This window comes from Pseudomonas mendocina, from assembly GCF_900636545.1.
Classification (GTDB): domain Bacteria; phylum Pseudomonadota; class Gammaproteobacteria; order Pseudomonadales; family Pseudomonadaceae; genus Aquipseudomonas; species Aquipseudomonas mendocina.
The window spans coordinates 3,884,305-3,905,845 of the sequence record NZ_LR134290.1 but is presented as its reverse complement, the minus strand read 5'-3'; the positions used below and the strand labels follow the sequence as shown (position 1 = coordinate 3,905,845).

Below are 21,541 nucleotides of genomic sequence, written 5' to 3'. Positions count from 1 at the left end.
GCACTCTCACAGCGGGAAGATCAGCGGCACCAGCAGTACGCTGACGATCATCACCAGCAGGGTGAAGGGGACGCCGATACGCACGAAGTCGCCGAAGCGGTACTGGCCAGGGCCGAGCACCAGGGTATTGACCGGCGAGGAGATCGGCGTCATGAACGCCGCCGAGGCCGCCAGTGCGACGGTCATGGCGAAAGGCAGCGGCGAGGCGCCCAGTGCCTGCGCGGTGGCGATGGCCACCGGCGCCATCAGCACCGCCGTGGCGGTGTTGGAGATGAACAGGCCAATCACTGCGGTCAGGACGAACAGGCTGGCCAGGATCAGATGTGGCCCCGCATCACCCAGGCCGCCCACCAAACCCTGTACCGCCAGTTCGACGCCACCGGTCTGCTGCAGCGCCTGGGCGAAAGGCAGCATGCCGACGATGAGGATCAGCGTCGGCCAGTGAATGGCGCGGTAGGCGCTGTCCAGATCGATGCAGCGGAATGCCCCCATCAGCAGGCAGGCGATCAGTGCGGCCTGCACATTGGGCACCAGACCGCTGACCATCAAACCCACCATCACTGCCAGGCTCAGCAGCGCATAGGGCGCCTTGCGCGCGGCAGGTGCCACCTCGGCCACTTCCGCTGGCAGGCTGAGCACCAGAAAGTCGCGGCTCAGCCCCTGCAGGCGGTGTATATCGCGCCAGGCGCCGGCTACCAGCAGGGTGTCTGAGGCCTTGAGTTTCTCGTCCACCAGCACGCCTTCCAGCGCTTGTCCCTGACGACGCAGGCCAACCACGTTGAGCTTGTGCCGCGAACGAAAGCCCAGTTCCTGAATGTTCTTGCCCGGCAGTTGCGACTCCGGCGGCAGCGCCACTTCGGCCAAGCCCAGTTCATGGGCGTGCAGGCTGAAATACGAATGCGGCAGTGGCATGGGCTCCAGGCCCAGCGCCTGGTAGCTGCCGAGCAGGCCGATGGTGGGGCTGGCGATATCCACCAGCAGCACGTCGCCCGGCTCCAGCAGGGTATTGCCGCTGGCCATCAGCAGCAGGGTGCGCAGGCGTTGGCGGCGTTCGATGGCGATGACATTGATGCCGTGATCACGGCGCAACTGCAGTTCATTGAGCACCTGGTTGGCCAGGGGCGAGTCGGCGCGCACCTGCAGGCGCCGCTCGCGCTCGCTGAGGCGATAGCGCTCGGCCAGGTCGGCCAGGGTCAGGCGTGGTGGCTCGGCATTGCCGTCGGCGTCATTGCGCACCAGCCAGCGGCGGGCGACCAGCATGTAGCCAACGCCGAGCACCAGCACGGCCAGGCCGATGGGGGTGAAGGCGAAGAAGTCGAAGCCTTCCAGGCCGGCGCGGCGCAGTTCCGCGTGCACCACCAGGTTCGGCGGCGTGGCGACCAGGGTGAGCATGCCACTGATAAGCCCGGCGAAGGCCAGCGGCATCATCAGGCGGCCCGGGGCGATGCGCAGGCGTGCGGCGACACCGAGCACCACTGGAATGAAGATCGCTACCACGCCGGTGGAACTCATCACCGAGCCCAGCCCGGCCACCGCCAGCATCAACAGAACCAGCAAGCGCGTCTCGCTGCTGCCCGCTTTGGCCACCAGCCAGTCACCTAGTCGGTAGGCGATGCCCGTGCGCACCAGGCCATCGCCGATGATGAACAGCGCGGCAATGAGGATGACGTTGGCATCGCTGAAACCGGCGAGTGTCTGCTGCAGGTCGAGCACACCGGTCAGCGGCAGTGCGACCAGCACCAGCAAGGCGACCACGTCCATGCGTGGCTTGCCAATGACGAAGAGGGTGATGGCGCCGGCCAGCAAGCCAAGCACCCAGAGCAGATCCGGATTCATCGCAGTTCCCATGAAGTACGGGAGCGATTATCTCAGGGATAACCCAGCGTCGCCTTGATCTGTTGCAGGTTGGCTTCGATCCATTGCCGGTCGATTGGCCCCCAGTCGTGAATTCGGTAGTGGCCGGCGTTGTTGCGCTCGCCCGGGTTCTGCTCGAACTGGCAGTCGATATCCAGTTCGGACAGGGCGGCTAGGGTGTCTTGTGCGGTGCGCCGCGGCATTCCGGTGGCCTCCATCAGCGCGGGGACGCTGACAGCCTGGCCACTGTCGATCAGCCAGGCCACGTAGAGGCGACGGTAGAAGCTGGTGCGGGTCTTGCTCGTCTGCATGGCGACTTCCTGTTCGGGGCTGAGGGCCGCTGCGGGTCAGGCGGCGAACAGCAGCATATAGGTGCCGGCACCGGCCAGGTAGCCGATAAAGGCCAGGCCGGTGATCTTCTTCAGATACCAGATGAAGTTGATCTTCTCCATGCCCATGGCCGCCACGCCGGCGGCCGAGCCGATGATCAGGCAGCTGCCGCCGGTGCCGGCGCAGTAGGCGAGCATCTCCCAGAAATTGCCGTCGACCACGAAGTTGCGCAGCCAGGGCAGCTCCTCCGTTGCCGCCGTGGCCAGGGCTTCGGGGCTGATCAGTGGGTACATTTTCATGGCGCCGGCGACCATCGGCACGTTGTCCACCACGGCCGAGAGCATGCCGATGGAAATGGCGATGCTGTAGATGTTGCCCAGGCTGTCCTTGAGCAGCGTTGCCACCTGGAGCAGGTGGCCGGCGCTGGACAGTGCAGAGACTGCGAGCAGAATGCCGAGGAAGAACAGCACGCTGGTGATGTCGATGCGGCGCAGTACGCCGACTACCGACAGCGGGTCCTTCTCTTCGCTGTTCTTGCTGCGGTGGATGATCTCAGTGGTGATCCACAGCAGGCTGAGACCGAAGAGGATGCCCATGTATGGTGGTAGATGGGTGATGGTCTTGAACACCGGCACGAAGATCAGCGCACCCAGGCCGAGGCTGAACACCAGGTTGCGTTCGAAGGGAGTCGTCGGGTCACGGCGGCTTTCGACGCTTTCCTTGATGCGCGGTTCGGCCACCTCACCCTTGAGGCGGAAGCTCATGATCAGCAGCGGTACCAGCAGGCAGACCAGGCTGGGCAGGAACAGCTTGGAGATGATGCCGGTGGCCGTGACCTGGTTACCGATCCACAGCATGGTGGTGGTGACGTCGCCAATCGGCGACCAGGCACCGCCAGCGTTGGCCGCGATGACCACGATGCCGGCATAGAACCAGCGCTCGTGGCGGTCGGCGATCAGCTTGCGCAGCAGCGAGATCATCACGATGGTGGTGGCCAGGTTGTCCAGCGCAGAGGACAGGAAGAAGGTGATCAACCCTACCAGCCACAGCAGGTGCACACGCTTGTGGGTGCGGATGCGGTCGGTGATGACCTTGAAGCCTTCATGGGCGTCGATCAGCTCGACGATGGTCATGGCGCCCATGAGGAAGAACAGGATCTCGGAAATCTCGCCGAGATGATGGCGCAGTTCCTCGACCACATGATGGGTGTTGGTGCTGGAGCCGGCGGTGCCGGTACCGAGCAGCGGCAGGATGCTGTCGGCGCCGAGCACCAGCAGGGTCCAGGCAATCACGGCGGTGAGCAGGGCGGAGGCCGCCTTGTCGATCTTTAACGGGTGTTCGAGGGCGATGCAGAGGTAACCGAGAACGAATACGAGGGCCATCAACGCATACATGAAGGGGTCCGCCTGTTTTCTTTTGGAGGTATTGGAGGTCGGTTGGCGGGGGGAAGATGCCTGAAATACCTTGTAAAAGGAAACGTCTTAATGCCGCAGCTGCGCAACTGGAGCAATCCATGCCGCTCGCGCGCAGCGACACGGCTACTCTGTGGCGGTGCTGCTGCGTGGCGGCAGCAGGTAGGCAAGAGCGATGGCCAGCACCGGCATGATCAGGTTGAAGAAGCAGTAGGGCAGGTAACTCAGGGTGGCCACGCCCAGGGTAGCGGCCATGTACGCGCCGCAGGTATTCCAGGGCACCAGTACCGAGGTCAGGGTGCCGCCATCTTCCAGTGCGCGAGACAGACTGGTCGGCGCCAGGCCGCGCTTCTCGTACTCGGCGCGGTACATGCGTCCTGGCAGCACCAGAGCGATGTACTGATCGGCCGTGATGATGTTGGTGCCAATGGTGGTGGTGATGGTGCTGGCGACCAGGCCGCTGTTGCTGCGTACCAGACGCAGTGCGCTCTGCAGCAAGCGCTGCAGCAGACCAAGGCGCTCCAGCACGCCACCAAAGCACATGGCGCAGATGATCAGCCAGACGGTGGTGAGCATGCTGGCCATGCCGCCCTTGGACAGCAGACCATCGAGTTCGGCGTTGCCGCTGGCCGACTCGTAGCCGGCGAACAGCGCGCTCCATACGGTTTTCAGCGGGGCCAACGCACCGGCGGCAGGGTCGCTCAGGCGCGTCATCACCTCGGGCTGGAACACCACGGCGAATATTGCCCCGAGCAGGGCGGCGAGAAACACCGCCGGGAAGGCGGCCCATTGGCGCACCGCGAGCAGCAGCAGGAAGGCCACCGGCAGCAGCAGGTGCCAGCCGAGATTGAACTGTGCCTCCAGCGCGCTCAGCACCTCGGCGATACGGCTGGTGTCATGTTCGGCGCTGGCCTGCTGGCCGAGGGTGAAGAAGATCGCCAGGGCGATCAGCAGCGCCGGCACCGTGGTGCGCAACATGTTGCGGATATGCGCGAACAGGTCGGCACCGGCAGCGGCTGGCGCCAGGTTGGTGGTGTCCGACAGCGGCGACAGCTTGTCGCCGAAGTAGGCGCCGGAGATGATCGCGCCGGCGGTGATCGCCGGGTCCAGGCCGAGGCCGGCGGCAACGCCCATCAGGCCGATGCCGAGAGTCCCGGCCACTGTCCACGAGCTGCCGATCGACAGCGCCGTCAGTGCGCAGATCAGGCAACTGGTTAGGTAGAAGTACTCGGCGCTGATCAGCTTCAGGCCCAGCCAGATCATGGTCGGCACCGTGCCGGCGAGAATCCAGGTACCGATCAGTGCGCCGACCGCCAGCAGGATCAGGTTGGCCTTCATCGCCATATGAATGCCAGCGAGTATGCCTTCTTCGATCTCGGCCCAGCGCAGGCCGTTCTTCAGTCCGACCAGGCCTGCGACGAAGGCCGCGCTCATCAGGGCGATCTGGTTTGGGCCGCTGGAGGAGGAATCACCGAACATGTAGACGGACAGGCTGAGGAGTACGACGAGCACGCCAATCGGCAGCAGCGCATCGAGCAGGGAAGGGGAGCGGGCAGTCATGGGGATACCGGAAAATCAGATGAACCGTGGGAGGGGCTTCAGCCTCGACTTTGCGGTTGAAGCTCGCGGCTGAGCCCTCCCACAAAAAACAAAACCCGCGCCGGTTAGGGCGCGGGCCTGTGGATGTTGCTGTGCGATCAGAGTGCAGCGATCTTGCCGCGCTGCTCGACCATCTTGCTCAGGGCTTGCTCGGCCTCGGCCAGTTTGGCGCGTTCCTTCTCCAGCACTTCGGTGGGCGCCTTGGCGACGAAGCCTTCGTTGGCCAGCTTGCCACCGACGCGCTTGACCTCACCATCGAGGCGGGCGATTTCCTTGTCCAGGCGCGCCAGCTCGGCGTCCTTGTCGATCAGCCCGGCCATCGGCACCAGCACTTCCATCTCGCCGACCAGGGTGGTGGCGGACATCGGCGCTTCTTCACCGGCAGCCAGCACACGTACCGATTCGAGCTTGGCCAGCTTGTTCAGCAGCGGCTCGAAGTCGGCCAGGCGGCGTTGATCCTCGGCCGAAGCGTTGGCAACGATGATGTCGATGCGCTTGGCCATGGAGATCTTCATCTCGCCACGGATCTGGCGTACGCCGAGCATCAGCTGCTTGACCCACTCGATATCGCCTTCGGCGGCAGCGTCGATGCGGCTTTCATTGGCCACCGGCCAGGGTTGCAGCATCAGGGTTTCACCCTGCACGCCAGCCTGGCCCTTGATGCGCTGCCAGATTTCTTCGGTGATGAACGGCATGAACGGGTGAGCCAGGCGCAAGATCACTTCCAGCACGCGTACCAGGGTGCGGCGGGTGCCACGCTGGCGCTCGATGGGCGCGTTCTCGTCCCACAGCACCGGCTTGACCAGCTCCAGGTACCAGGCGCAGTACTGATCCCAGACGAACTCGTAGAGCGCCTGGGTGGCCAGGTCGAAGCGGAAGGCATCGAGCTGGCGGGTGACTTCGGCTTCGGTGCGCTGCAGCTGGCTGATGATCCAGCGATCCACCGAGGACAGCTCGACCTCTTCGCCATTCACGCCAGTGTCCTGGCCATCGGTGTTCTCGATGACGAAGTTGGCGGCGTTCCACAGCTTGTTGCAGAAGTTGCGGTAACCCTCGACGCGGCCCATGTCGAACTTCACGTCGCGGCCGGTGGTGGCCAGCGAGCAGAAGGTGAAGCGCAGGGCGTCGGTGCCGTAGCTGGCGATGCCTTCGGGGAACTCGGCCTTGGTCTGCTTGGCGATCTTCTCGGCCAGCTTGGGCTGCATCATGCCGCTGGTGCGTTTTTCCAGCAGCTCGTCGAGGGTGATGCCGTCGACGATATCCAGCGGGTCGAGCACGTTGCCCTTGGACTTGGACATCTTCTGTCCCTGGCCGTCGCGTACCAGGCCGTGCACGTAGACGGTCTTGAATGGAATCTGCCCGGTCAGGTGGGTCGACAGCATGATCATCCGGGCGACCCAGAAGAAGATGATGTCGAAACCGGTGACCAGCACGTCGGTGGGGTGGAAGGTCTTGAGGAAGTCGGTCTGCTGCGGCCAGCCGAGGGTGGAGAAAGTCCACAGGCCGGAGCTGAACCAGGTATCCAGCACGTCTTCGTCCTGGCGCAGGGCGACACCTTCGAGGTTGTGCTTGGCGCGTACTTCCGCTTCATCACGGCCAACGTAGACGTTGCCGGCCTCGTCGTACCAGGCCGGAATGCGGTGGCCCCACCACAGCTGACGGCTGATGCACCAGTCCTGAATGTCGCGCATCCAGCTGAAGTACATGTTCTCGTACTGCTTGGGCACGAACTGGATCTCGCCGCTCTCGACCACGGCGATGGCCTTTTCGGCCAGCGGCTTTGTGGAGACGTACCACTGGTCGGTCAGCCACGGTTCGATGACGGTGCCGGAGCGGTCGCCCTTCGGTACTTTCAGCGCGTGGTCTTCGATCTTCTCCAGCAGACCGGCGGCCTCGAAGGCGGCGACGATCTGCTTGCGCGCTTCGAAGCGATCCATCCCGGCGAACTGCGCTGGAATGTTGGCTTCGATCTGCTCGTTGACGCTGCCGTCGAGGTTGAACACCTGGGCAGTGGCCAGCACGGCGGCGTTCTTGTCGAAGATGTTGATCAGCGGCAGGTTGTGGCGCTTGCCCACTTCGTAGTCGTTGAAGTCGTGCGCCGGGGTGATCTTCACGCAGCCGGTGCCGAACTCGGGGTCGCAGTAGTCGTCGGCGATGATGGGGATGCGACGGCCCACTAGCGGCAGTTCGACGTAGCTGCCGATCAGCGCCTTGTAGCGCTCGTCGTCAGGGTGAACGGCCACGGCGCTGTCGCCGAGCATGGTTTCCGGACGGGTGGTGGCGACGATCAGGTAGTCCTTGCCTTCGGCGGTCTTCTTGCCGTCGGCCAGCGGGTAGCGCAGGTTCCACAGCGAGCCTTTCTCGTCGTGGTTTTCCACTTCCAGGTCGGAAATCGCGGTGTGGAACTTGGTGTCCCAGTTGACCAGGCGCTTGCCGCGGTAGATCAGGCCGTCTTCGTGCAGGCGGACGAAGGCTTCCTTGACCGCTTCGGACAAGCCGTCGTCCATGGTGAAGCGCTCGCGCGACCAGTCCACCGAACTGCCCAAGCGGCGGATCTGCCGGGTGATGGTGCCGCCGGACTGGTTCTTCCATTCCCAGACTTTCTCCAGGAATTTCTCGCGGCCCAGGTCGTGACGACCGATGCCCTGCGCGGCGAGCTGGCGCTCCACCACCATCTGGGTGGCGATACCGGCGTGGTCGGTGCCCGGTTGCCACAGGGTGTTGCGGCCTTGCATGCGGCGGAAGCGGATCAGCGCATCCATGATCGCGTTGTTGAAGCCGTGCCCCATGTGCAGGCTGCCGGTGACGTTCGGCGGCGGGATCATGATGGTGTACGGCTCACCGCTACCTTGCGGGGCGAAGTAGTTGTTCTTCTCCCAGGTCTGGTACCAGTTGGATTCGATGGCGTGCGGCTGGTAGGTCTTGTCCATGCGCGGCGGGACCCTTGTGACGGCTGATCGGAAAAGCCGGCAAGTATAACGGGGATGGGCCTTATGGCGTAAGGGCAGCGCGTCAGAGGGGCGATGGCGCGGCGCTGGAACAGGGGGCGCCGCGTGCGTACAGGCGCGTCAGGGTTTACGCGGCGGCAGCAGGCGCGGCAGGCGGGCTTCCAGGCGACGTTTGAGTTCGGCTTCGATCTGCGGCACGAAGTCGTCGATCACGTCCTGCAGGATCAGTTGCGCGGCTGCGCGCAGCTCGCCGTTGAGGTGCTGCAGGTCGCGGGCGCTGTCGTGCAGGCGCGGCTCTATGCGCTCGCGCAGCGGGCTTGCGGATGGCGCTGCGGCGGTGGCAGGTGCTGTCCGCTTGGGCGCCGGTGTGGCGTGGAAGGGCGGCGGTGGACTGGGCGGCGCGCTGACGATATCGGACAGCACCGGAATGCTGTCCGGGTCGAGCGAGTCGATCAGCAGCGGCGGTTCGCTGCCGTTATCGCCCAGCAGCTCGCGAATCGACTCCAGGTCGTGCAGCAGCTGAGCAGGTTTTTGCGGAGGCTTGGGAGTGTCCATGGCGGTCGGTGCGGCGGGCAAAAGGGCAAAGGTAGCCTGAATTGGGAGCGCCGGTGGCCACTAAAGTTCGACGCGCTGCGGATCATACCCGCGCTGGCGGTAGGTGCGGAAATTCTCGCGACAGGCGCTCAGCAACTCGGGTTGCTGGTTGACAATCTCGATGATGCGGGAGAAGCGCTCGACGTGCGGCGACAGGCTGCTGCCGAGGTTGATCAATACGCCCTGATCGGCACTCGGGGCCTCGTCGATGCCCAGCACCACGGGTGATAGCGGGGCGTCCTGATGCAGGTCGTGGGGCACGAAGCGTTCGGCCTTGAAGGTCCATAGCAGCTCGTTGAGCTCAGCACATTGCGCCTCATCGCTACCCCGGACGAATACCGGCAGGCCGGCGCTCCAGGCCTTGAGCGCCAATTGGCAGGCGGCACGCAGCCGACCAATGGCGTCGCTGGAGGAGAGAACGTAGAACTCGATTCTGGGCATTCGGGGTTTCAATAGGTCAGGGAGTGGTGGCTGGATGCTGTAGGAGCGGATTCATCCGCGATAACTCGCCAATTATCGCGGCTGGAGCCGCTCCTACACAGGCATGGCCCGGCTGCGGCGTCAGGCCTTGGCACGGTCCAGCAGGTACTGGGTCAGCATCGGTACCGGACGACCGGTGCCGCCCTTGTCCTTGCCGCCGCTAATCCAGGCGGTGCCGGCGATGTCCAGGTGTGCCCAGTGGAAGTTCTTGGCGAAGCGCGACAGGAAGCAACCCGCGGTGATGGTGCCGGCCTTCGGTCCGCCGATGTTGGCGATGTCGGCGAAGGGGCTGTCCAGCTGCTCCTGGTATTCGTCATGCAGCGGCAACTGCCAGGCGCGGTCGTCGGCGGTCTCGCCAGCATTGAGGATCTGCTTGATCAGCGTGTCGTTGTTGCCCATCAGGCCGGAGACGTTGCTGCCCAGGGCGACGATGCACGCACCGGTCAGCGTGGCGATGTCGATCACTGCCTGCGGCTTGAAACGCTCGGCGTAGGTCAGGGTATCGCACAGCACCAGACGGCCTTCGGCGTCGGTGTTGAGAATCTCCACGGTCTGCCCGCTCATGGTGGTGACGATGTCGCCAGGGCGTGTCGCACGGCCGCTTGGCATGTTCTCGGCGCAGGCCAGCAGGCACACCAGGTTGATCGGCAGTTGCAGCTCGAGCACGGCCTTGAGGGTGCCGAACACGCTGGCGGCGCCGCACATGTCGTACTTCATCTCGTCCATGCCTGCGGCGGGCTTGATGCTGATACCGCCGGTGTCGAAGGTGATGCCCTTGCCGACCAGGGCGAAGGGTTTGTCGTCCTTCTTGCCGCCCTGGTAGTGCATGACGATCATCCGTGGCGGCTGCTCGCTGCCCTGGGCTACAGCGAGGAAGGCACCTGCACCGAGTTCCTTGAGCTTCTTCTCGTCGAGGATTTCGACCTTGAGGTTCTTGTGCGCCTTGCCCAGAGCCTTGGCCTCTTCGGCCAGGTAGCTGGGGTGGCAGAGGTTCGGCGGCAGGTTGCCCAGGTCCTTGGTGAAGGCGACGCCCGTGGCGATGGCGCGGGCATGCTGCAGCGCTCGCTCGGCATCAGCCAGTTCAGCCTTGTCGACGACCAGGGTGATTTTCTTCAGTGCGCGCGGGTCGGCCTTCTGGCTCTTGAACTGCTCGAACAGGTAGGTGCCGTCGGCCAGGGTTTCGACGATCAGGCGAGTCTTGCCGTAGGTATCGCGGCTCTTGACCTTGAGTTCACCCAGGGCGAGCAGGGCGTCGCTGCCGCCCAGCCCCTTGAGTACGCCGTGCACGCTTGCAACCAACTTGCGCAGTTGGCGGTCGGATAGATCGCCCTTGCCACAGCCTACCAGCAGCACGCGCTCGGCCTTGAGCCCTGGCAGGCTGTGCAGCAGCAGGGTCTGGCCCGGCTTGCCGGCGATGTCGCCGCGCTTGAGTACCGCACTCAATGCGCCATTGCTGGCCTGGTCCACGGCCTTGGCAGCGTCGCCGAGCTTGCGGCCTTCGCCGATGGCGACCACCAGGGTGGCGGTTTTCAGGGTTTCCGGACGGGTGCTTTTGACGAGGAATTCCATAGTGAGCTGTCCCCAAGACAAAGAGTCGGGTTTGACGGATAATGGCCGCCATTTTTCGAGGGTCCACTTTGCGGTGGGCCGGCAAGTAGGTGCGGCTAGTTTGAGCGCTCGCGCCTGAGCCTGACAACCCTGGAGCGTCCGGTTTGATCGTCTTCCGTTATCTGTCCCGCGAAGTGCTGGTGACCCTCAGTGCGGTGAGTGCCGTACTGCTGGTGATCATCATGAGTGGTCGTTTCATCAAGTATCTGGCTCAGGCGGCGCAGGGCGTACTCGATCCGGGCGTGCTGTTCCTGATCATGGGCTACCGGATTCCCGGCTTCCTGCAGCTGATCCTGCCGCTGGGCCTGTTCCTCGGTTTCCTGCTGGCCTACGGGCGCCTGTACCTGGACAGCGAGATGACCGTGTTGTCCGCCACCGGCGTCAGTCAGCAGCGCCTGACCGCCTACAGCATGGCGCCGGCGCTGATCGTCGCGCTGCTGGTTGGTTGGCTCAGCCTTGGCCTGGCCCCGCAAGGTGTGGCCAGCGTGGCGCGCATCCTCAACGAGCAGGACGCCCTGACCGAACTCGATACGCTGGTGCCGGGGCGCTTCCAATCGCTACGCGATGGCTCGCGGGTGACCTATTCCCAGGAGCTGTCGCCTGATCGCAGCGAATTGCGTGGCGTGTTCATGTCGGAGAAGCGCTTCTCCACCGATGGCCGTTCCGAGCGTGGCATTACGGTGCTGGTGGCCGAGAGCGGTCGCCAGGAAATTCAGGACGATGGCAGTCGCTATCTGATCCTGGAAAATGGCTACCGCTATGACGGCGAGCCGGGCGAGGCGGATTACCGCGCCATCCAGTACGACACCTACGGCGTGCTGCTACCCAAGCCTGAGGTCGCCATCGAAGCCAGCGAACGTGAGGCGACGCCGACCCGCGAACTGCTCGGCAGTAGCGACCCACGCATGCAGGCCGAGCTGCAATGGCGCCTGTCACTGCCCCTGCTGGTATTCATCGTCACCTTGCTGGCCGTACCGCTGTCGAAGGTCAACCCGCGTCAAGGGCGCTTCCTCAAGTTGTTGCCGGCGATCTTCCTCTATATGGCCTACCTGGGTCTGCTGATCGCCGCCCGTGGCGCGCTGGACAAGGGGCGACTGCCCGCTGCGCTGGGGTTGTGGTGGGTACATGCCATCTTCCTCGCCATCGGCTTGTTGTTGCTGTACTGGGAACGTCTGAGTCTGTGGTGGGCCAGCCGTCGTGCGCCGGTGTCGGAGGTGGCTCATGGCTAAGTTGGATCGCTACATCGGTACCCAGGTGTTCTTCGCCATTCTGGCTGTGCTGGGCATCATCCTCGGCCTGGCGCTGCTGTTCGCCTTCATCGACGAGCTGGGCGACCTGAACAAGGGCGACTACGGCCTCGGCCAGGCGCTCTGGTATGTACTGCTGACGGCGCCGCGCCGTGCCTACGAGATGTTGCCGATGGCCGCGCTGATCGGCTGCCTGATCGGCCTCGGCACCCTGGCCAGCAACAGCGAGCTGACCATCATGCGTGCCGCCGGCGTGTCCATCGGGCGTATCGTCTGGGCGGTGATGAAACCCATGCTGGTGCTGATGCTGGCGGGCATTCTGATCGGCGAGTACGTCGCACCGCTGACCGAGAATCAGGCCCAGGCAGATCGCGCGCTGGCACAAGGTGGCGGTGCGGCGCAGAGCTCCAAGCGCGGTATGTGGCATCGCCAGGGGCAGGAGTACGTGCACATCAACGCGGTGCAACCGGGCGGTGTCCTGCTGGGCGTCACGCGCTATCGTTTCGACGATGAGCGTCGTCTGCTCTCGGCCAGTTTCGCCCGCCGAGCCGAGTACCGTGACAACCACTGGATGCTGAGCAACGTTAAGACCACGCTGCTGCATGAAGACCACTCCGAAGTAGTCAACCAGCGCGAAGAGCGCTGGGATATCGAACTCAACCCGGAACTGCTTGGCACCGTGGTAATGGAGCCCGAGGCGCTGTCGGTGACCGGGTTGTGGCAGTACATCCACTACCTGAGCGAGCAGGGGCTGAATAACGCCCGCTATTGGCTGGCGTTCTGGACCAAGGTGTTGCAGCCGCTGGTGACTGGTGCCCTGGTGCTCATGGCGATTTCCTTCATCTTTGGCCCGCTGCGCTCGGTAACCTTGGGGCAGCGCGTCTTCACCGGTGTGCTGGTCGGTTTCATCTTCCGTATTGCCCAGGACCTGCTGGGCCCGTCCAGCCTGGTGTTCGGCTTCTCGCCGCTGCTGGCGGTACTGGTACCGGCTGGTATCTGCGCGCTGGCCGGTGTCTGGCTGCTGCGCCGGGCTGGCTGAGTCGATCGCGGGCATGAAAAAAGCCGGTTCAGTGAACCGGCTTTTTTTGCATCTGCTCAGGCTACTTCTTGTGAATGTTCTTCGGCAGCTGAACCACGCGGCTGTCCGAGTAGATGTCGTGCCAGGTGCGGCCCTGCTTGTCCCATAACAGCCAGAGAAAACCCAGGCCTGCAAACAGCCAGGAGCCGATGGCGACCACGAAGCGTAGCAGTGCCTGCCACAGATCGATGGCGCTGCCGTCGGCGTTCTGAATGCGCAATCCCCAGGCCTGCATGCCCAGCGTCTGGCCGTTATGCGTCCAGAACTTGGCGAAGAAGGCGAACAGCGACAGCAGCACCAGGCTGGCGAGGATCGGGTCATGATCCAGTGCGCCGGCTTCGGCCATTACCAGCAGCGCATCGCCGCCGTGAATCAGGCGCAGGATGCCCTGCTGATAGATCAGGGTGACGACCATGATCAGTGCCACGCAGAGCAGGAAATCATAGAAAAGGGCGGCCAGGCGACGAATCAGCCCGGCAGTGGGGAAGTCTCCCTGCGGGCGTAGCTGGTGTTTCGGCATGATGGGCTCGCTGTGACGAAAGTGCGCGTCATTCTAACCGCGACTTTTCCCTAGGCATAAAAAAACCCCTGATCGAGATCAGGGGTTCTTCAAAGCAGCGGCAATCAGCCCAGGATTTGAACCTGGTCGGCCTGCATGCCTTTTTGACCTTGCACAGCTACGAAGCTGACTTTCTGGCCTTCTTTCAGGCTCTTGAAGCCGTTACCTTCGATCGCGCGGAAGTGCACGAACAGATCCGGACCGCTTTCGGGAGTGATAAAACCAAAACCTTTCTCGTCGTTAAACCACTTGACGGTACCGTTCTGACGATTCGACATGTCTTTTTCCTTGAAACTAGAGTTGATGACAGCCTCCAAATATAGAGGGCTGAGACTGGTTGCAAGGAGTAATAGAAGTCGAGCGGGATGTAGCGGATCTAGATGATCTGCTGCACCAGAGTCACGATTCACAGCGACCCATGCAAACAGTTCGATCACTCTACGCTAACTTTTGCGCAATTGCCAACCCCTGCCAGTAAGGTCGCCAGCCAGGTTTTACGGGGCTTAAAGAGGTGCCGGAAAAGTTTCTCGGCAACCTGCCTGCAACAATTGCCCGGGTTGTTCCCGCAGATACGAAAAAGCCCGCAAGACCAATGTCTTGCGGGCTTCGAATCGTGGTGCCCCGGGGGAGACTCGAACTCCCACTCCTTTCGAAAACGGATTTTGAATCCGCCGCGTCTACCGATTCCGCCACCGGGGCACGATGGCGGCGCAGTATAGGGATGCGCCTTGCGCCGGTCAATCGGCGGTAATGCGGTAATTGGCTATCGATGCGTTCCGGTACTAACGGCCAATGGCAGTGATGAGGGCGTCCGGCTTTTATATTGCGGTTGCGGCTAGAATCGCGCTGTCATCAGAATTGCCGAGTATGGCGCTTATATGAATGACCTCGAGGTGAGGTGGTCGTGGGAGGCGGTGTGATCAAAGGATGGTGCCGGGCGCTCGCTGCCGGCCTGCTGCTCATGCCTGTCGCTCGGGCCGATACCCTGACCTATGCCGTTACCGACGAAAGCTGGGTGCCCTACTGGATAGTCGAGGAGCCCCAGGTCAGCGGCATCCTCCATGAGTTCATGCTCGCGCTGGACGAACGCCTGCCGGAACAACTGCTGGCCAGCCATCCACTGCCGCCGCTGCGGACGCAGAAACTCTTTCGCGAGGGACAGCTGCAGATCGAATGTTGCGTCAGCAAGAGTTGGCGCAGCGACGCCGAACAATTCGAGGTCTCGTTGTGGACGGTGCCAGTACTGGAAACCGAGGAGGTGCTGATTTTCCCTCCCGGCAAGAGTTTTCCCTACAGTCGCCTTCAGGACCTGCGCGGTCGCTCCATCGCCACCGTGCGCGGCTATGGCTATGCCGGCAGCGATCACTTTCAGCGTAACGATGGTGCCGATGTTCGCGCGCTCATCTATCGCGTCGCTCAAGGGCGCAGCGAGGCAGGCATCCTCGACCGCCTGGAGTGGCGCTATCTGCAGCACGAAGAGGCGCAGTTGCGGTCACCGCGCTGGCAGGTGGAGGAAGGGCCGACGATCCATCGTTCTCAATTGCGTTTGCGGCTGCATCGAAACCTGCGGGGAAGGCTAGAGGCGTTCAATGCCGCCATCCGCTCGCTGCAAAAAGATGGCACGCTGGCGCGGATCGTCGCCAAATATGCGCCTCAGGCTCACGTGGTCGGACAGGGTGAAATCCGGTAAGCTTTGCCGCCCTGCAGAAATACCCCTCCGAATCGAATCATGCGTGTTGCCGATTTCCACTTCGATCTTCCCGAGTCGCTGATCGCCCGCCACCCCCTGGCCGAACGCCGCGCCAGTCGCCTGTTGCAGCTGGACGGTCCGAGCGGGGCGCTGCGTCACGGCCAGTTCACCGACGTACTGGAGCAGCTACGCCCCGGTGATCTGATGGTGTTCAACAACACCCGGGTGATCCCGGCGCGCCTGTTCGGCCAGAAAGCGTCTGGCGGCAAGCTGGAAATACTGGTGGAGCGCGTGCTCGATCAGCACCGCGTGCTGGCTCATGTGCGCTCGAGCAAATCGCCCAAGCCCGGCTCGCAGATTCTCATCGAGGGCGGTGGCGAAGCCGAAATGGTCGCGCGCCACAATGCCCTGTTCGAGCTACGGTTCGCCGAGCCGGTGCTAGCGCTGCTGGAACGTGTCGGTCATATGCCCTTGCCGCCTTATATAGACAGGCCGGACGAAGAGGCGGATCGAGAACGTTATCAGACCGTCTATGCCGAGAAGGCAGGCGCAGTGGCGGCTCCGACCGCGGGTCTGCACTTCGATGACGAGCTGCTGGCGGCGATTCGCGCCAAGGGCGTGGAAACCGCATTTGTCACCCTGCATGTCGGCGCCGGTACCTTCCAGCCGGTCCGTGTGGAGCGGATTGAAGATCACCACATGCACAGTGAGTGGCTGGAGGTCAGCCAGGATGTGGTCGATGCCGTGGCGGCCTGTCGCGCCCGTGGCGGTCGCGTGGTCGCGGTTGGCACCACCAGCGTGCGCTCGCTGGAAACTGCCGCGCGAGACGGTGAGTTGAAGCCATTCAGTGGCGATACCGACATCTTTATCTATCCAGGCCGCCCATTCCATGTAGTTGATGCCCTGGTGACCAATTTCCACCTGCCCGAGTCGACCTTGCTCATGCTGGTGTCGGCCTTTGCCGGTTACTCCGAGACCATGGCCGCCTACCGCGAGGCCGTGGCGCAGGGCTATCGCTTCTTCAGTTACGGTGATGCCATGTTCATCACCCGCAATCCCGCCGCGCGCGGGCCCGAGGTTTGAGTATGTCGCGCACCTGTCGCATGTCCTTCGAATTGCTGGCTACCGACGGTAAGGCCCGTCGTGGTCGCCTGACCTTCCCGCGTGGCGTGGTCGAGACCCCGGCCTTCATGCCGGTGGGTACCTATGGCACGGTCAAGGGCATGCTGCCGCGTGACGTCGAAGGCATCGGCGCGCAGATCATTCTCGGTAACACCTTCCACCTGTGGCTGCGCCCAGGCATGGAGGTGATCAGGAAACATGGCGACCTGCACGATTTCATGCAGTGGCAAGGACCGATCCTCACCGACTCCGGTGGTTTCCAGGTGTTCAGCCTGGGGGCGATGCGCAAGATCAAGGAAGAGGGCGTGTACTTCGCCTCGCCGGTCGATGGCGCCAAGGTCTTCATGGGGCCGGAAGAGTCGATGCAGGTGCAGCGCGACCTGGGTTCGGACATCGTGATGATCTTCGATGAGTGCACGCCATACCCGGCCGAGTTCGACGTGGCCAAGCGCTCCATGGAGCTGTCGCTGCGCTGGGCCAAGCGCTCCAAGACGGCTCATGGGGAAAGCACGGCGGCGCTGTTCGGCATCGTCCAGGGCGGCATGCACGAAGAGCTGCGCATGCGCTCGCTGGAGGGCTTGTGCGAGATCGGCTTCGACGGCCTGGCCATCGGCGGCCTGTCGGTCGGTGAGCCGAAGGAAGAGATGATCCGCGTGCTGGATTTCCTGCCGCCGCATATGCCGGCCGACAAGCCGCGCTACCTGATGGGCGTCGGCAAGCCGGAAGACCTGGTCGAGGGCGTACGCCGCGGCGTGGACATGTTCGACTGCGTGATGCCGACCCGCAATGCGCGTAATGGACACCTGTTCGTCGATACCGGCGTGGTGAAGATCCGCAACGCCGTGCACAAACTCGATGATTCGCCGCTGGACCCGACCTGCGACTGTTACACCTGCAAACACTTCTCGCGCGCTTATCTGCATCATCTGGACAAGTGCGGCGAAATGCTCGGTAGCATACTCAATACCATCCATAACTTGCGGCATTATCAGCGGGTTATGGCTGGTTTGCGCGAGGCTATCGGACAGGGTACATTGGCCGCCTTTGTCGAAGCCTTCTATGCCAAGCGCGGCCTGCCTGTGCCGCCTCTGGACTGATTTCCCGAACGTTTGAAGATACTTTCCATTAGGAGTGTTACATGAGCTTTTTCATCCCCGCCGCCTACGCTGACACCGCGGCTGCCGGCCCTGCCGGCAGCGGTTTCGAGTGGGTTTTCCTGATCGGCTTCCTGGTCATCTTCTATTTGATGATCTGGCGTCCGCAGGCCAAGCGTGCCAAAGAGCACAAGAACCTGCTCGGCGGCCTGCAGAAGGGCGACGAAGTGGTCACCAGCGGTGGTATCGCTGGCAAGGTGTCCAAGGTTACCGACGATTTCGTGGTAATCGAGGTGTCTGACACCGTCGAGCTGAAATTCCAGAAACAGGCCATCGCCGCCACCCTGCCCAAGGGCACGCTGAAAGCCATCTGATTCGGTTCTCGGTTTTTCCATTCCACGGGGCGCTTTCAGCGCCCCGCGTCTTAAGCGGGCGGCCCGTTCATGCTCAATAAATACCCTCTGTGGAAGTACCTGCTGATTCTGTCCGTACTGGCGATCGGCCTGGTCTACTCCATTCCCAACCTCTATCCAGATGATCCAGCCGTGCAGATCAGTGGCGCCAGCTCGGCGCTGAGCATCCAGCAGGCGGATGTCGACCGTGCCAGCAAGGCGTTGACCGATGCCGGCATTGCCGTCAAGGCTGCCAGCATCGACGAGCGTGGCCGTGGCGGCCTGATTCGTCTGATCAAGCAGGATGACCAGTTGCCGGCCAAGGACATCGTCCGTCGGGCGCTGGGCGATGACTACGTCGTAGCGCTGAACCTGGCGCAGACCACGCCCGATTGGCTGCGTAGCCTGGGGGCGAGCCCGATGAAGCTCGGTCTGGACCTGTCCGGTGGCGTGCACTTCCTACTGGAAGTTGACATGGACAAGGCGCTGGATGTGCGCCGCAAGGTCTATGAAGGTGAAATCAAGAGCCTGCTGCGCAAGGAGCGCGTGCGCTACCGCAGCATGCCGGAAAGCAATGGCCGCATTCAGCTCGGCTTTGCCGACAGTGATTCGCTGGACAAGGCGCAGCGCCTGATTCGTAAGGATTACAGCGATTTCGAACTGACCACTGTCGAGCGCAATGGTCAGCAGATTCTGCAGCTGGGTCTGACCCAGGCGAAGATCGCCGAGATTCGCGAATATTCCATTCGCCAGAACCTCACCACCGTGCGTAACCGCGTCAACGAACTCGGCGTGGCCGAGCCGCTGGTTCAGCGCCAGGGTGCCAACCGCATCGTCGTCGAGCTGCCTGGTGTCCAGGACACCGCCGAAGCCAAGCGTATTCTCGGCAAGACCGCGAACCTGGAGTTTCGTCTGCAGGCCGACTTCGACGCGCCGCGCGGTGCGACCGAGGCTTTCGGCTTCCGCGAGGAAGGCCGTCCGCCGGTACAGCTCGAGCGTGAGCTGATCATCACCGGTGACCAGGTCACCGACGCTCAGGCGAGCTTCGACGAGAATGGTCGTCCGCAGGTGAACATTCGCCTCGACGGTCATGGCGGCGACTTGATGAATCGCGCCACGCGCAACAATGTCGGCCGCAGCATGGCGGTGATCTTCATCGAACAGAAGCCGGTCACCCGCTACGTGCGTCAGAACGTCGACGGCGTCGAGCAGGAAGTCGCCGTCTCTTCGTTCGTCGAAGAGAAGAAGATCATCAGTCTGGCGACCATCCAGTCCGCGCTGGGCAGCCAGTTCCGTATCACCGGCCTGAACGGCCAGGGCGAGTCTTCGGAACTGGCGCTGCTGCTGCGTGCAGGTGGTCTGGCCGCGCCGATGTACTTCGCCGAAGAACGCACCATCGGCCCGAGTCTGGGGGCCGAGAACATCGCCAAGGGTATCGCCTCTACCGAGTGGGCAATGGTCTTCGTGGCCATCTTCATCATCGCCATCTACCGCTTCTTCGGTGTGCTGGCGACCGTAGCTCTGGCGTTCAACCTGGTGCTGCTGGTGGGCTTGATGTCGGCCATCGGTGCCACCCTGACCTTGCCGGGTATCGCCGGTATCGTGCTGACGCTGGGTATGGCGGTGGATGCCAACGTGCTGATCTTCTCGCGGATACGCGAGGAGCTGGCCAACGGGCTACCGGTGCAGCGCGCGATTCATGAAGGCTTCGATCGTGCCTACTCGGCGATTCTCGACAGTAACCTGACCACCTTGCTGGTCGGCGGCATCCTGTTTGCCATGGGTACCGGGCCGGTCAAGGGCTTCGCCGTGACCATGTCGCTGGGGATCGTGACTTCGATGTTCACAGCCATCATGTTCACCCGAGGTCTGGTCAACCTGATCTTCGGTGGCCGCAACGTCAAGAAGCTGTGGATCTGAGGTGCAGCCATGATCAAATCAACCATTCGTTTCATGGCGATCCGCAATATCGCCTTCTCCATTACGGTCGTACTGACGCTGATCGGCCTGGGCGCACTGTTCGCCAAGGGACTGAACTTCGGTCTGGACTTCACGGGCGGCACTCTGATCGAGCTGCAGTACGAGCAGCCGGCCAATCTCGATCTGATCAAGACCGAGCTGGGTCAGGCAGGCTATGCCGATGCCGTGGTGCAAAGCTTCGGTGCCAGTACCGACGTGCTGGTGCGCCTGGCTGGCGATGATCCGGACTTGGGCAAGCAGGTCGCGGCTGCGCTGCGCAAGGTCGATGAAGCGACGCGCTTTGAGGTCAAGCGCGTCGAGTTCGTCGGGCCGCAAGTGGGTGAGGAGCTGCGTGACCAGGGCGGTATTGCCATGCTCCTGGCGCTCGGCGGCATCCTGTTGTACCTGGCGTTCCGCTTCCAATGGAAGTTCGGTGTCGGTGCCATCGCGTCGCTGGTGCACGACGTGGTGATCACGCTGGGCGTGCTGGCGTTCTTCCAGGTTCCGTTCGACCTGACGGTGCTGGCAGCCGTGTTGGCGATGATCGGTTACTCGCTCAACGACACCATCATCATCTACGACCGTATCCGTGAGAACTTCCGCGTGCTGCGCAAGACCTCGCTGATCGAGAACGTCGACATTTCGATCACCCAGACCTTGCTGCGTACCATCGCGACATCGCTGTCCACCGCATTGGCGCTGCTGGCGCTGCTGTTCTTCGGTGGCGACGTGCTGGCCGCCTTCGCCCTGACCCTGCTGGTGGGTGTGGTGGTGGGTACCTACTCGTCGGTCTACATCGGTGCCACGGTATTGGTATGGCTGAAACTCAGCGTGGAGGATCTGATTCCTCCGGTGGCTGAAGCCGAGGCAGACGACGGTCGTCCCTGATGGTGTGATCGACTTCATGAAAGTCAGCGAAAGCCGCGGCAGGTCGAACTTGTCGCGGCTTTTTGCTGTCCTAGGCAGGGAGAAGGGCGCGAGTCGCCGAGCCTAGGAGACACATAAAATGAACAAGTCAATGTTGGTAGGTGCCGTACTGGGTGCTGTGGGTGTGACCGCTGGTGGTGCCGTGGCTACTTACAGCCTGGTTGATCGCGGCCCGGACTATGCCGAGGTGCTGGCGGTTACGCCGATCAACGAAACCGTGAAAACGCCGCGGGAGGTATGCAAGGACGTGACCGTCACCCGTCAACGTCCGGTACAGGATCAGCACCAGATCGCCGGTACGGCTATTGGCGCCATCGCCGGTGGTCTGCTGGGTAATCAGGTAGGTGGCGGCACTGGCAAGAAGATCGCTACCGTCGCCGGCGCAGTTGGCGGCGGTTATGCCGGTAACAAGATTCAGGAAGGCATGCAGCAGCGTGACACCTACACCACAACCGAAACCCGCTGCAACACCGTGACCGATACCAGCGAAAAACTGGTGGGCTATGACGTGAAGTACCAGCTGGGCGAGAAGGTTGGTACCGTACGCATGGATCGTGATCCGGGCAGCCGTATTCCGGTCAACAAGCAGGGCGAGTTGGTGTTGGTGCAGCAGACCCAGTAAGAAATTCGAGCAATAAAAAACGCCCC

At 62.8% G+C, this 21,541-nt stretch carries 19 protein-coding genes and 1 tRNA gene; 9 read left to right on the top strand and 11 right to left on the bottom strand.

The features are described from left to right. Positions 1-6: 6 nt before the first annotated feature. The 8 genes from EL191_RS18165 to EL191_RS18130 form a co-directional block, all read right to left on the bottom strand. The gene (locus tag EL191_RS18165) at positions 7-1,836 is read right to left on the bottom strand and encodes an SLC13 family permease (protein ID WP_041979621.1); all 1,830 of its coding nucleotides are present in this window, start codon (positions 1,834-1,836) and stop codon (positions 7-9) included. A 32-nt stretch (positions 1,837-1,868) separates the two neighbouring features. Beyond that, on the bottom strand, positions 1,869-2,165 hold the full coding sequence (locus tag EL191_RS18160; protein ID WP_013716881.1) for a winged helix-turn-helix domain-containing protein: 297 nt from the start codon (positions 2,163-2,165) through the stop codon (positions 1,869-1,871). A 36-nt stretch (positions 2,166-2,201) separates the two neighbouring features. Then, complete coding sequence (gene nhaD / locus EL191_RS18155) at positions 2,202-3,578, bottom strand: sodium:proton antiporter NhaD (RefSeq protein WP_041979622.1); 1,377 nt, start codon at positions 3,576-3,578, stop codon at positions 2,202-2,204. Between the two features lie 144 nt (positions 3,579-3,722). Further along, complete coding sequence (gene nhaC, locus EL191_RS18150; protein ID WP_041979624.1) at positions 3,723-5,156, bottom strand: Na+/H+ antiporter NhaC; 1,434 nt, start codon at positions 5,154-5,156, stop codon at positions 3,723-3,725. Between the two features lie 137 nt (positions 5,157-5,293). Beyond that, positions 5,294-8,125, bottom strand: a complete 2,832-nt coding sequence (locus EL191_RS18145) for a valine--tRNA ligase (protein ID WP_041979626.1) — start codon at positions 8,123-8,125, stop codon at positions 5,294-5,296. 138 nt (positions 8,126-8,263) lie between these two features. Then, positions 8,264-8,698 (bottom strand): hypothetical protein, encoded by a 435-nt coding sequence (locus EL191_RS18140; RefSeq protein ID WP_041979627.1) that lies wholly within the window; start codon positions 8,696-8,698, stop codon positions 8,264-8,266. 60 nt (positions 8,699-8,758) lie between these two features. After that, complete coding sequence (locus tag EL191_RS18135) at positions 8,759-9,178, bottom strand: DNA polymerase III subunit chi (RefSeq protein ID WP_017362569.1); 420 nt, start codon at positions 9,176-9,178, stop codon at positions 8,759-8,761. A gap of 120 nt (positions 9,179-9,298) precedes the next feature. Next, on the bottom strand, positions 9,299-10,786 hold the full coding sequence (locus EL191_RS18130; RefSeq protein ID WP_041979629.1) for a leucyl aminopeptidase: 1,488 nt from the start codon (positions 10,784-10,786) through the stop codon (positions 9,299-9,301). A 143-nt stretch (positions 10,787-10,929) separates the two neighbouring features. Between EL191_RS18130 and lptF the strand changes: the two genes are divergently transcribed. Then, entirely contained in the window at positions 10,930-12,054 is a 1,125-nt protein-coding gene (gene lptF / locus EL191_RS18125; RefSeq protein ID WP_041979631.1) for an LPS export ABC transporter permease LptF, read from the top strand. After that, the gene (gene lptG, locus EL191_RS18120) at positions 12,047-13,111 is read left to right on the top strand and encodes an LPS export ABC transporter permease LptG (protein ID WP_013716873.1); all 1,065 of its coding nucleotides are present in this window, start codon (positions 12,047-12,049) and stop codon (positions 13,109-13,111) included. The genes lptF and lptG overlap by 8 nt, the downstream gene beginning before the upstream one ends. A gap of 61 nt (positions 13,112-13,172) precedes the next feature. Here the strand turns inward: lptG and EL191_RS18115 are convergent, their stop codons facing one another. The 3 genes from EL191_RS18115 to EL191_RS18105 form a co-directional block, all read right to left on the bottom strand. Continuing rightward, positions 13,173-13,670 (bottom strand): RDD family protein, encoded by a 498-nt coding sequence (locus EL191_RS18115; protein WP_041979632.1) that lies wholly within the window; start codon positions 13,668-13,670, stop codon positions 13,173-13,175. 104 nt (positions 13,671-13,774) lie between these two features. Beyond that, positions 13,775-13,987, bottom strand: coding sequence for a cold-shock protein (locus EL191_RS18110; RefSeq protein WP_003298189.1), 213 nt, complete (start codon positions 13,985-13,987; stop codon positions 13,775-13,777). 336 nt (positions 13,988-14,323) lie between these two features. Next, positions 14,324-14,408 (bottom strand) — tRNA-Leu (locus tag EL191_RS18105). Positions 14,409-14,625: 217 nt separating this feature from the next. Between EL191_RS18105 and EL191_RS18100 the strand changes: the two genes are divergently transcribed. From EL191_RS18100 to EL191_RS18070, 7 genes are all read left to right on the top strand, one after another. Then, complete coding sequence (locus EL191_RS18100) at positions 14,626-15,399, top strand: substrate-binding periplasmic protein (protein WP_013716871.1); 774 nt, start codon at positions 14,626-14,628, stop codon at positions 15,397-15,399. A gap of 39 nt (positions 15,400-15,438) precedes the next feature. After that, positions 15,439-16,482, top strand: coding sequence for a tRNA preQ1(34) S-adenosylmethionine ribosyltransferase-isomerase QueA (gene queA / locus EL191_RS18095; RefSeq protein WP_013716870.1), 1,044 nt, complete (start codon positions 15,439-15,441; stop codon positions 16,480-16,482). A gap of 20 nt (positions 16,483-16,502) precedes the next feature. Beyond that, positions 16,503-17,618 carry a tRNA guanosine(34) transglycosylase Tgt gene (gene tgt, locus EL191_RS18090; protein WP_162184355.1) on the top strand — a complete coding sequence of 372 codons (1,116 nt, stop codon included), beginning with the start codon at positions 16,503-16,505 and terminating at the stop codon, positions 17,616-17,618. 41 nt (positions 17,619-17,659) lie between these two features. Beyond that, positions 17,660-17,989: a preprotein translocase subunit YajC gene (gene yajC / locus EL191_RS18085; protein WP_013716868.1), complete on the top strand. Its 330-nt coding sequence runs from the start codon at positions 17,660-17,662 to the stop codon at positions 17,987-17,989. A gap of 69 nt (positions 17,990-18,058) precedes the next feature. Continuing rightward, positions 18,059-19,927 carry a protein translocase subunit SecD gene (secD, locus tag EL191_RS18080; RefSeq protein WP_017362575.1) on the top strand — a complete coding sequence of 623 codons (1,869 nt, stop codon included), beginning with the start codon at positions 18,059-18,061 and terminating at the stop codon, positions 19,925-19,927. A gap of 9 nt (positions 19,928-19,936) precedes the next feature. Continuing rightward, the gene (secF, locus tag EL191_RS18075; RefSeq protein WP_013716866.1) at positions 19,937-20,854 is read left to right on the top strand and encodes a protein translocase subunit SecF; all 918 of its coding nucleotides are present in this window, start codon (positions 19,937-19,939) and stop codon (positions 20,852-20,854) included. 118 nt (positions 20,855-20,972) lie between these two features. Then, positions 20,973-21,515 (top strand): glycine zipper 2TM domain-containing protein, encoded by a 543-nt coding sequence (locus tag EL191_RS18070; protein ID WP_026042080.1) that lies wholly within the window; start codon positions 20,973-20,975, stop codon positions 21,513-21,515. Positions 21,516-21,541: the final 26 nt, after the last annotated feature.

Excerpts from the sequence above, each read along its gene's own strand:
- EL191_RS18165 (WP_041979621.1), bottom strand. The coding sequence starts at position 1,836 with ATGAATCCGGATCTGCTCTGGGTGCTTGGCTTGCTGGCCGGCGCCATC.
- EL191_RS18160 (WP_013716881.1), bottom strand. The coding sequence starts at position 2,165 with ATGCAGACGAGCAAGACCCGCACCAGCTTCTACCGTCGCCTCTACGTG.
- nhaD (WP_041979622.1), bottom strand. The coding sequence starts at position 3,578 with ATGTATGCGTTGATGGCCCTCGTATTCGTTCTCGGTTACCTCTGCATC.
- nhaC (WP_041979624.1), bottom strand. The coding sequence starts at position 5,156 with ATGACTGCCCGCTCCCCTTCCCTGCTCGATGCGCTGCTGCCGATTGGC.
- EL191_RS18145 (WP_041979626.1), bottom strand. The coding sequence starts at position 8,125 with ATGGACAAGACCTACCAGCCGCACGCCATCGAATCCAACTGGTACCAG.
- EL191_RS18140 (WP_041979627.1), bottom strand. The coding sequence starts at position 8,698 with ATGGACACTCCCAAGCCTCCGCAAAAACCTGCTCAGCTGCTGCACGAC.
- EL191_RS18135 (WP_017362569.1), bottom strand. The coding sequence starts at position 9,178 with ATGCCCAGAATCGAGTTCTACGTTCTCTCCTCCAGCGACGCCATTGGT.
- EL191_RS18130 (WP_041979629.1), bottom strand. The coding sequence starts at position 10,786 with ATGGAATTCCTCGTCAAAAGCACCCGTCCGGAAACCCTGAAAACCGCC.
- lptG (WP_013716873.1), top strand. The coding sequence starts at position 12,047 with ATGGCTAAGTTGGATCGCTACATCGGTACCCAGGTGTTCTTCGCCATT.
- EL191_RS18115 (WP_041979632.1), bottom strand. The coding sequence starts at position 13,670 with ATGCCGAAACACCAGCTACGCCCGCAGGGAGACTTCCCCACTGCCGGG.
- EL191_RS18110 (WP_003298189.1), bottom strand. The coding sequence starts at position 13,987 with ATGTCGAATCGTCAGAACGGTACCGTCAAGTGGTTTAACGACGAGAAA.
- queA (WP_013716870.1), top strand. The coding sequence starts at position 15,439 with ATGCGTGTTGCCGATTTCCACTTCGATCTTCCCGAGTCGCTGATCGCC.
- tgt (WP_162184355.1), top strand. The coding sequence starts at position 16,503 with ATGTCCTTCGAATTGCTGGCTACCGACGGTAAGGCCCGTCGTGGTCGC.
- yajC (WP_013716868.1), top strand. The coding sequence starts at position 17,660 with ATGAGCTTTTTCATCCCCGCCGCCTACGCTGACACCGCGGCTGCCGGC.
- secD (WP_017362575.1), top strand. The coding sequence starts at position 18,059 with ATGCTCAATAAATACCCTCTGTGGAAGTACCTGCTGATTCTGTCCGTA.
- secF (WP_013716866.1), top strand. The coding sequence starts at position 19,937 with ATGATCAAATCAACCATTCGTTTCATGGCGATCCGCAATATCGCCTTC.
- EL191_RS18070 (WP_026042080.1), top strand. The coding sequence starts at position 20,973 with ATGAACAAGTCAATGTTGGTAGGTGCCGTACTGGGTGCTGTGGGTGTG.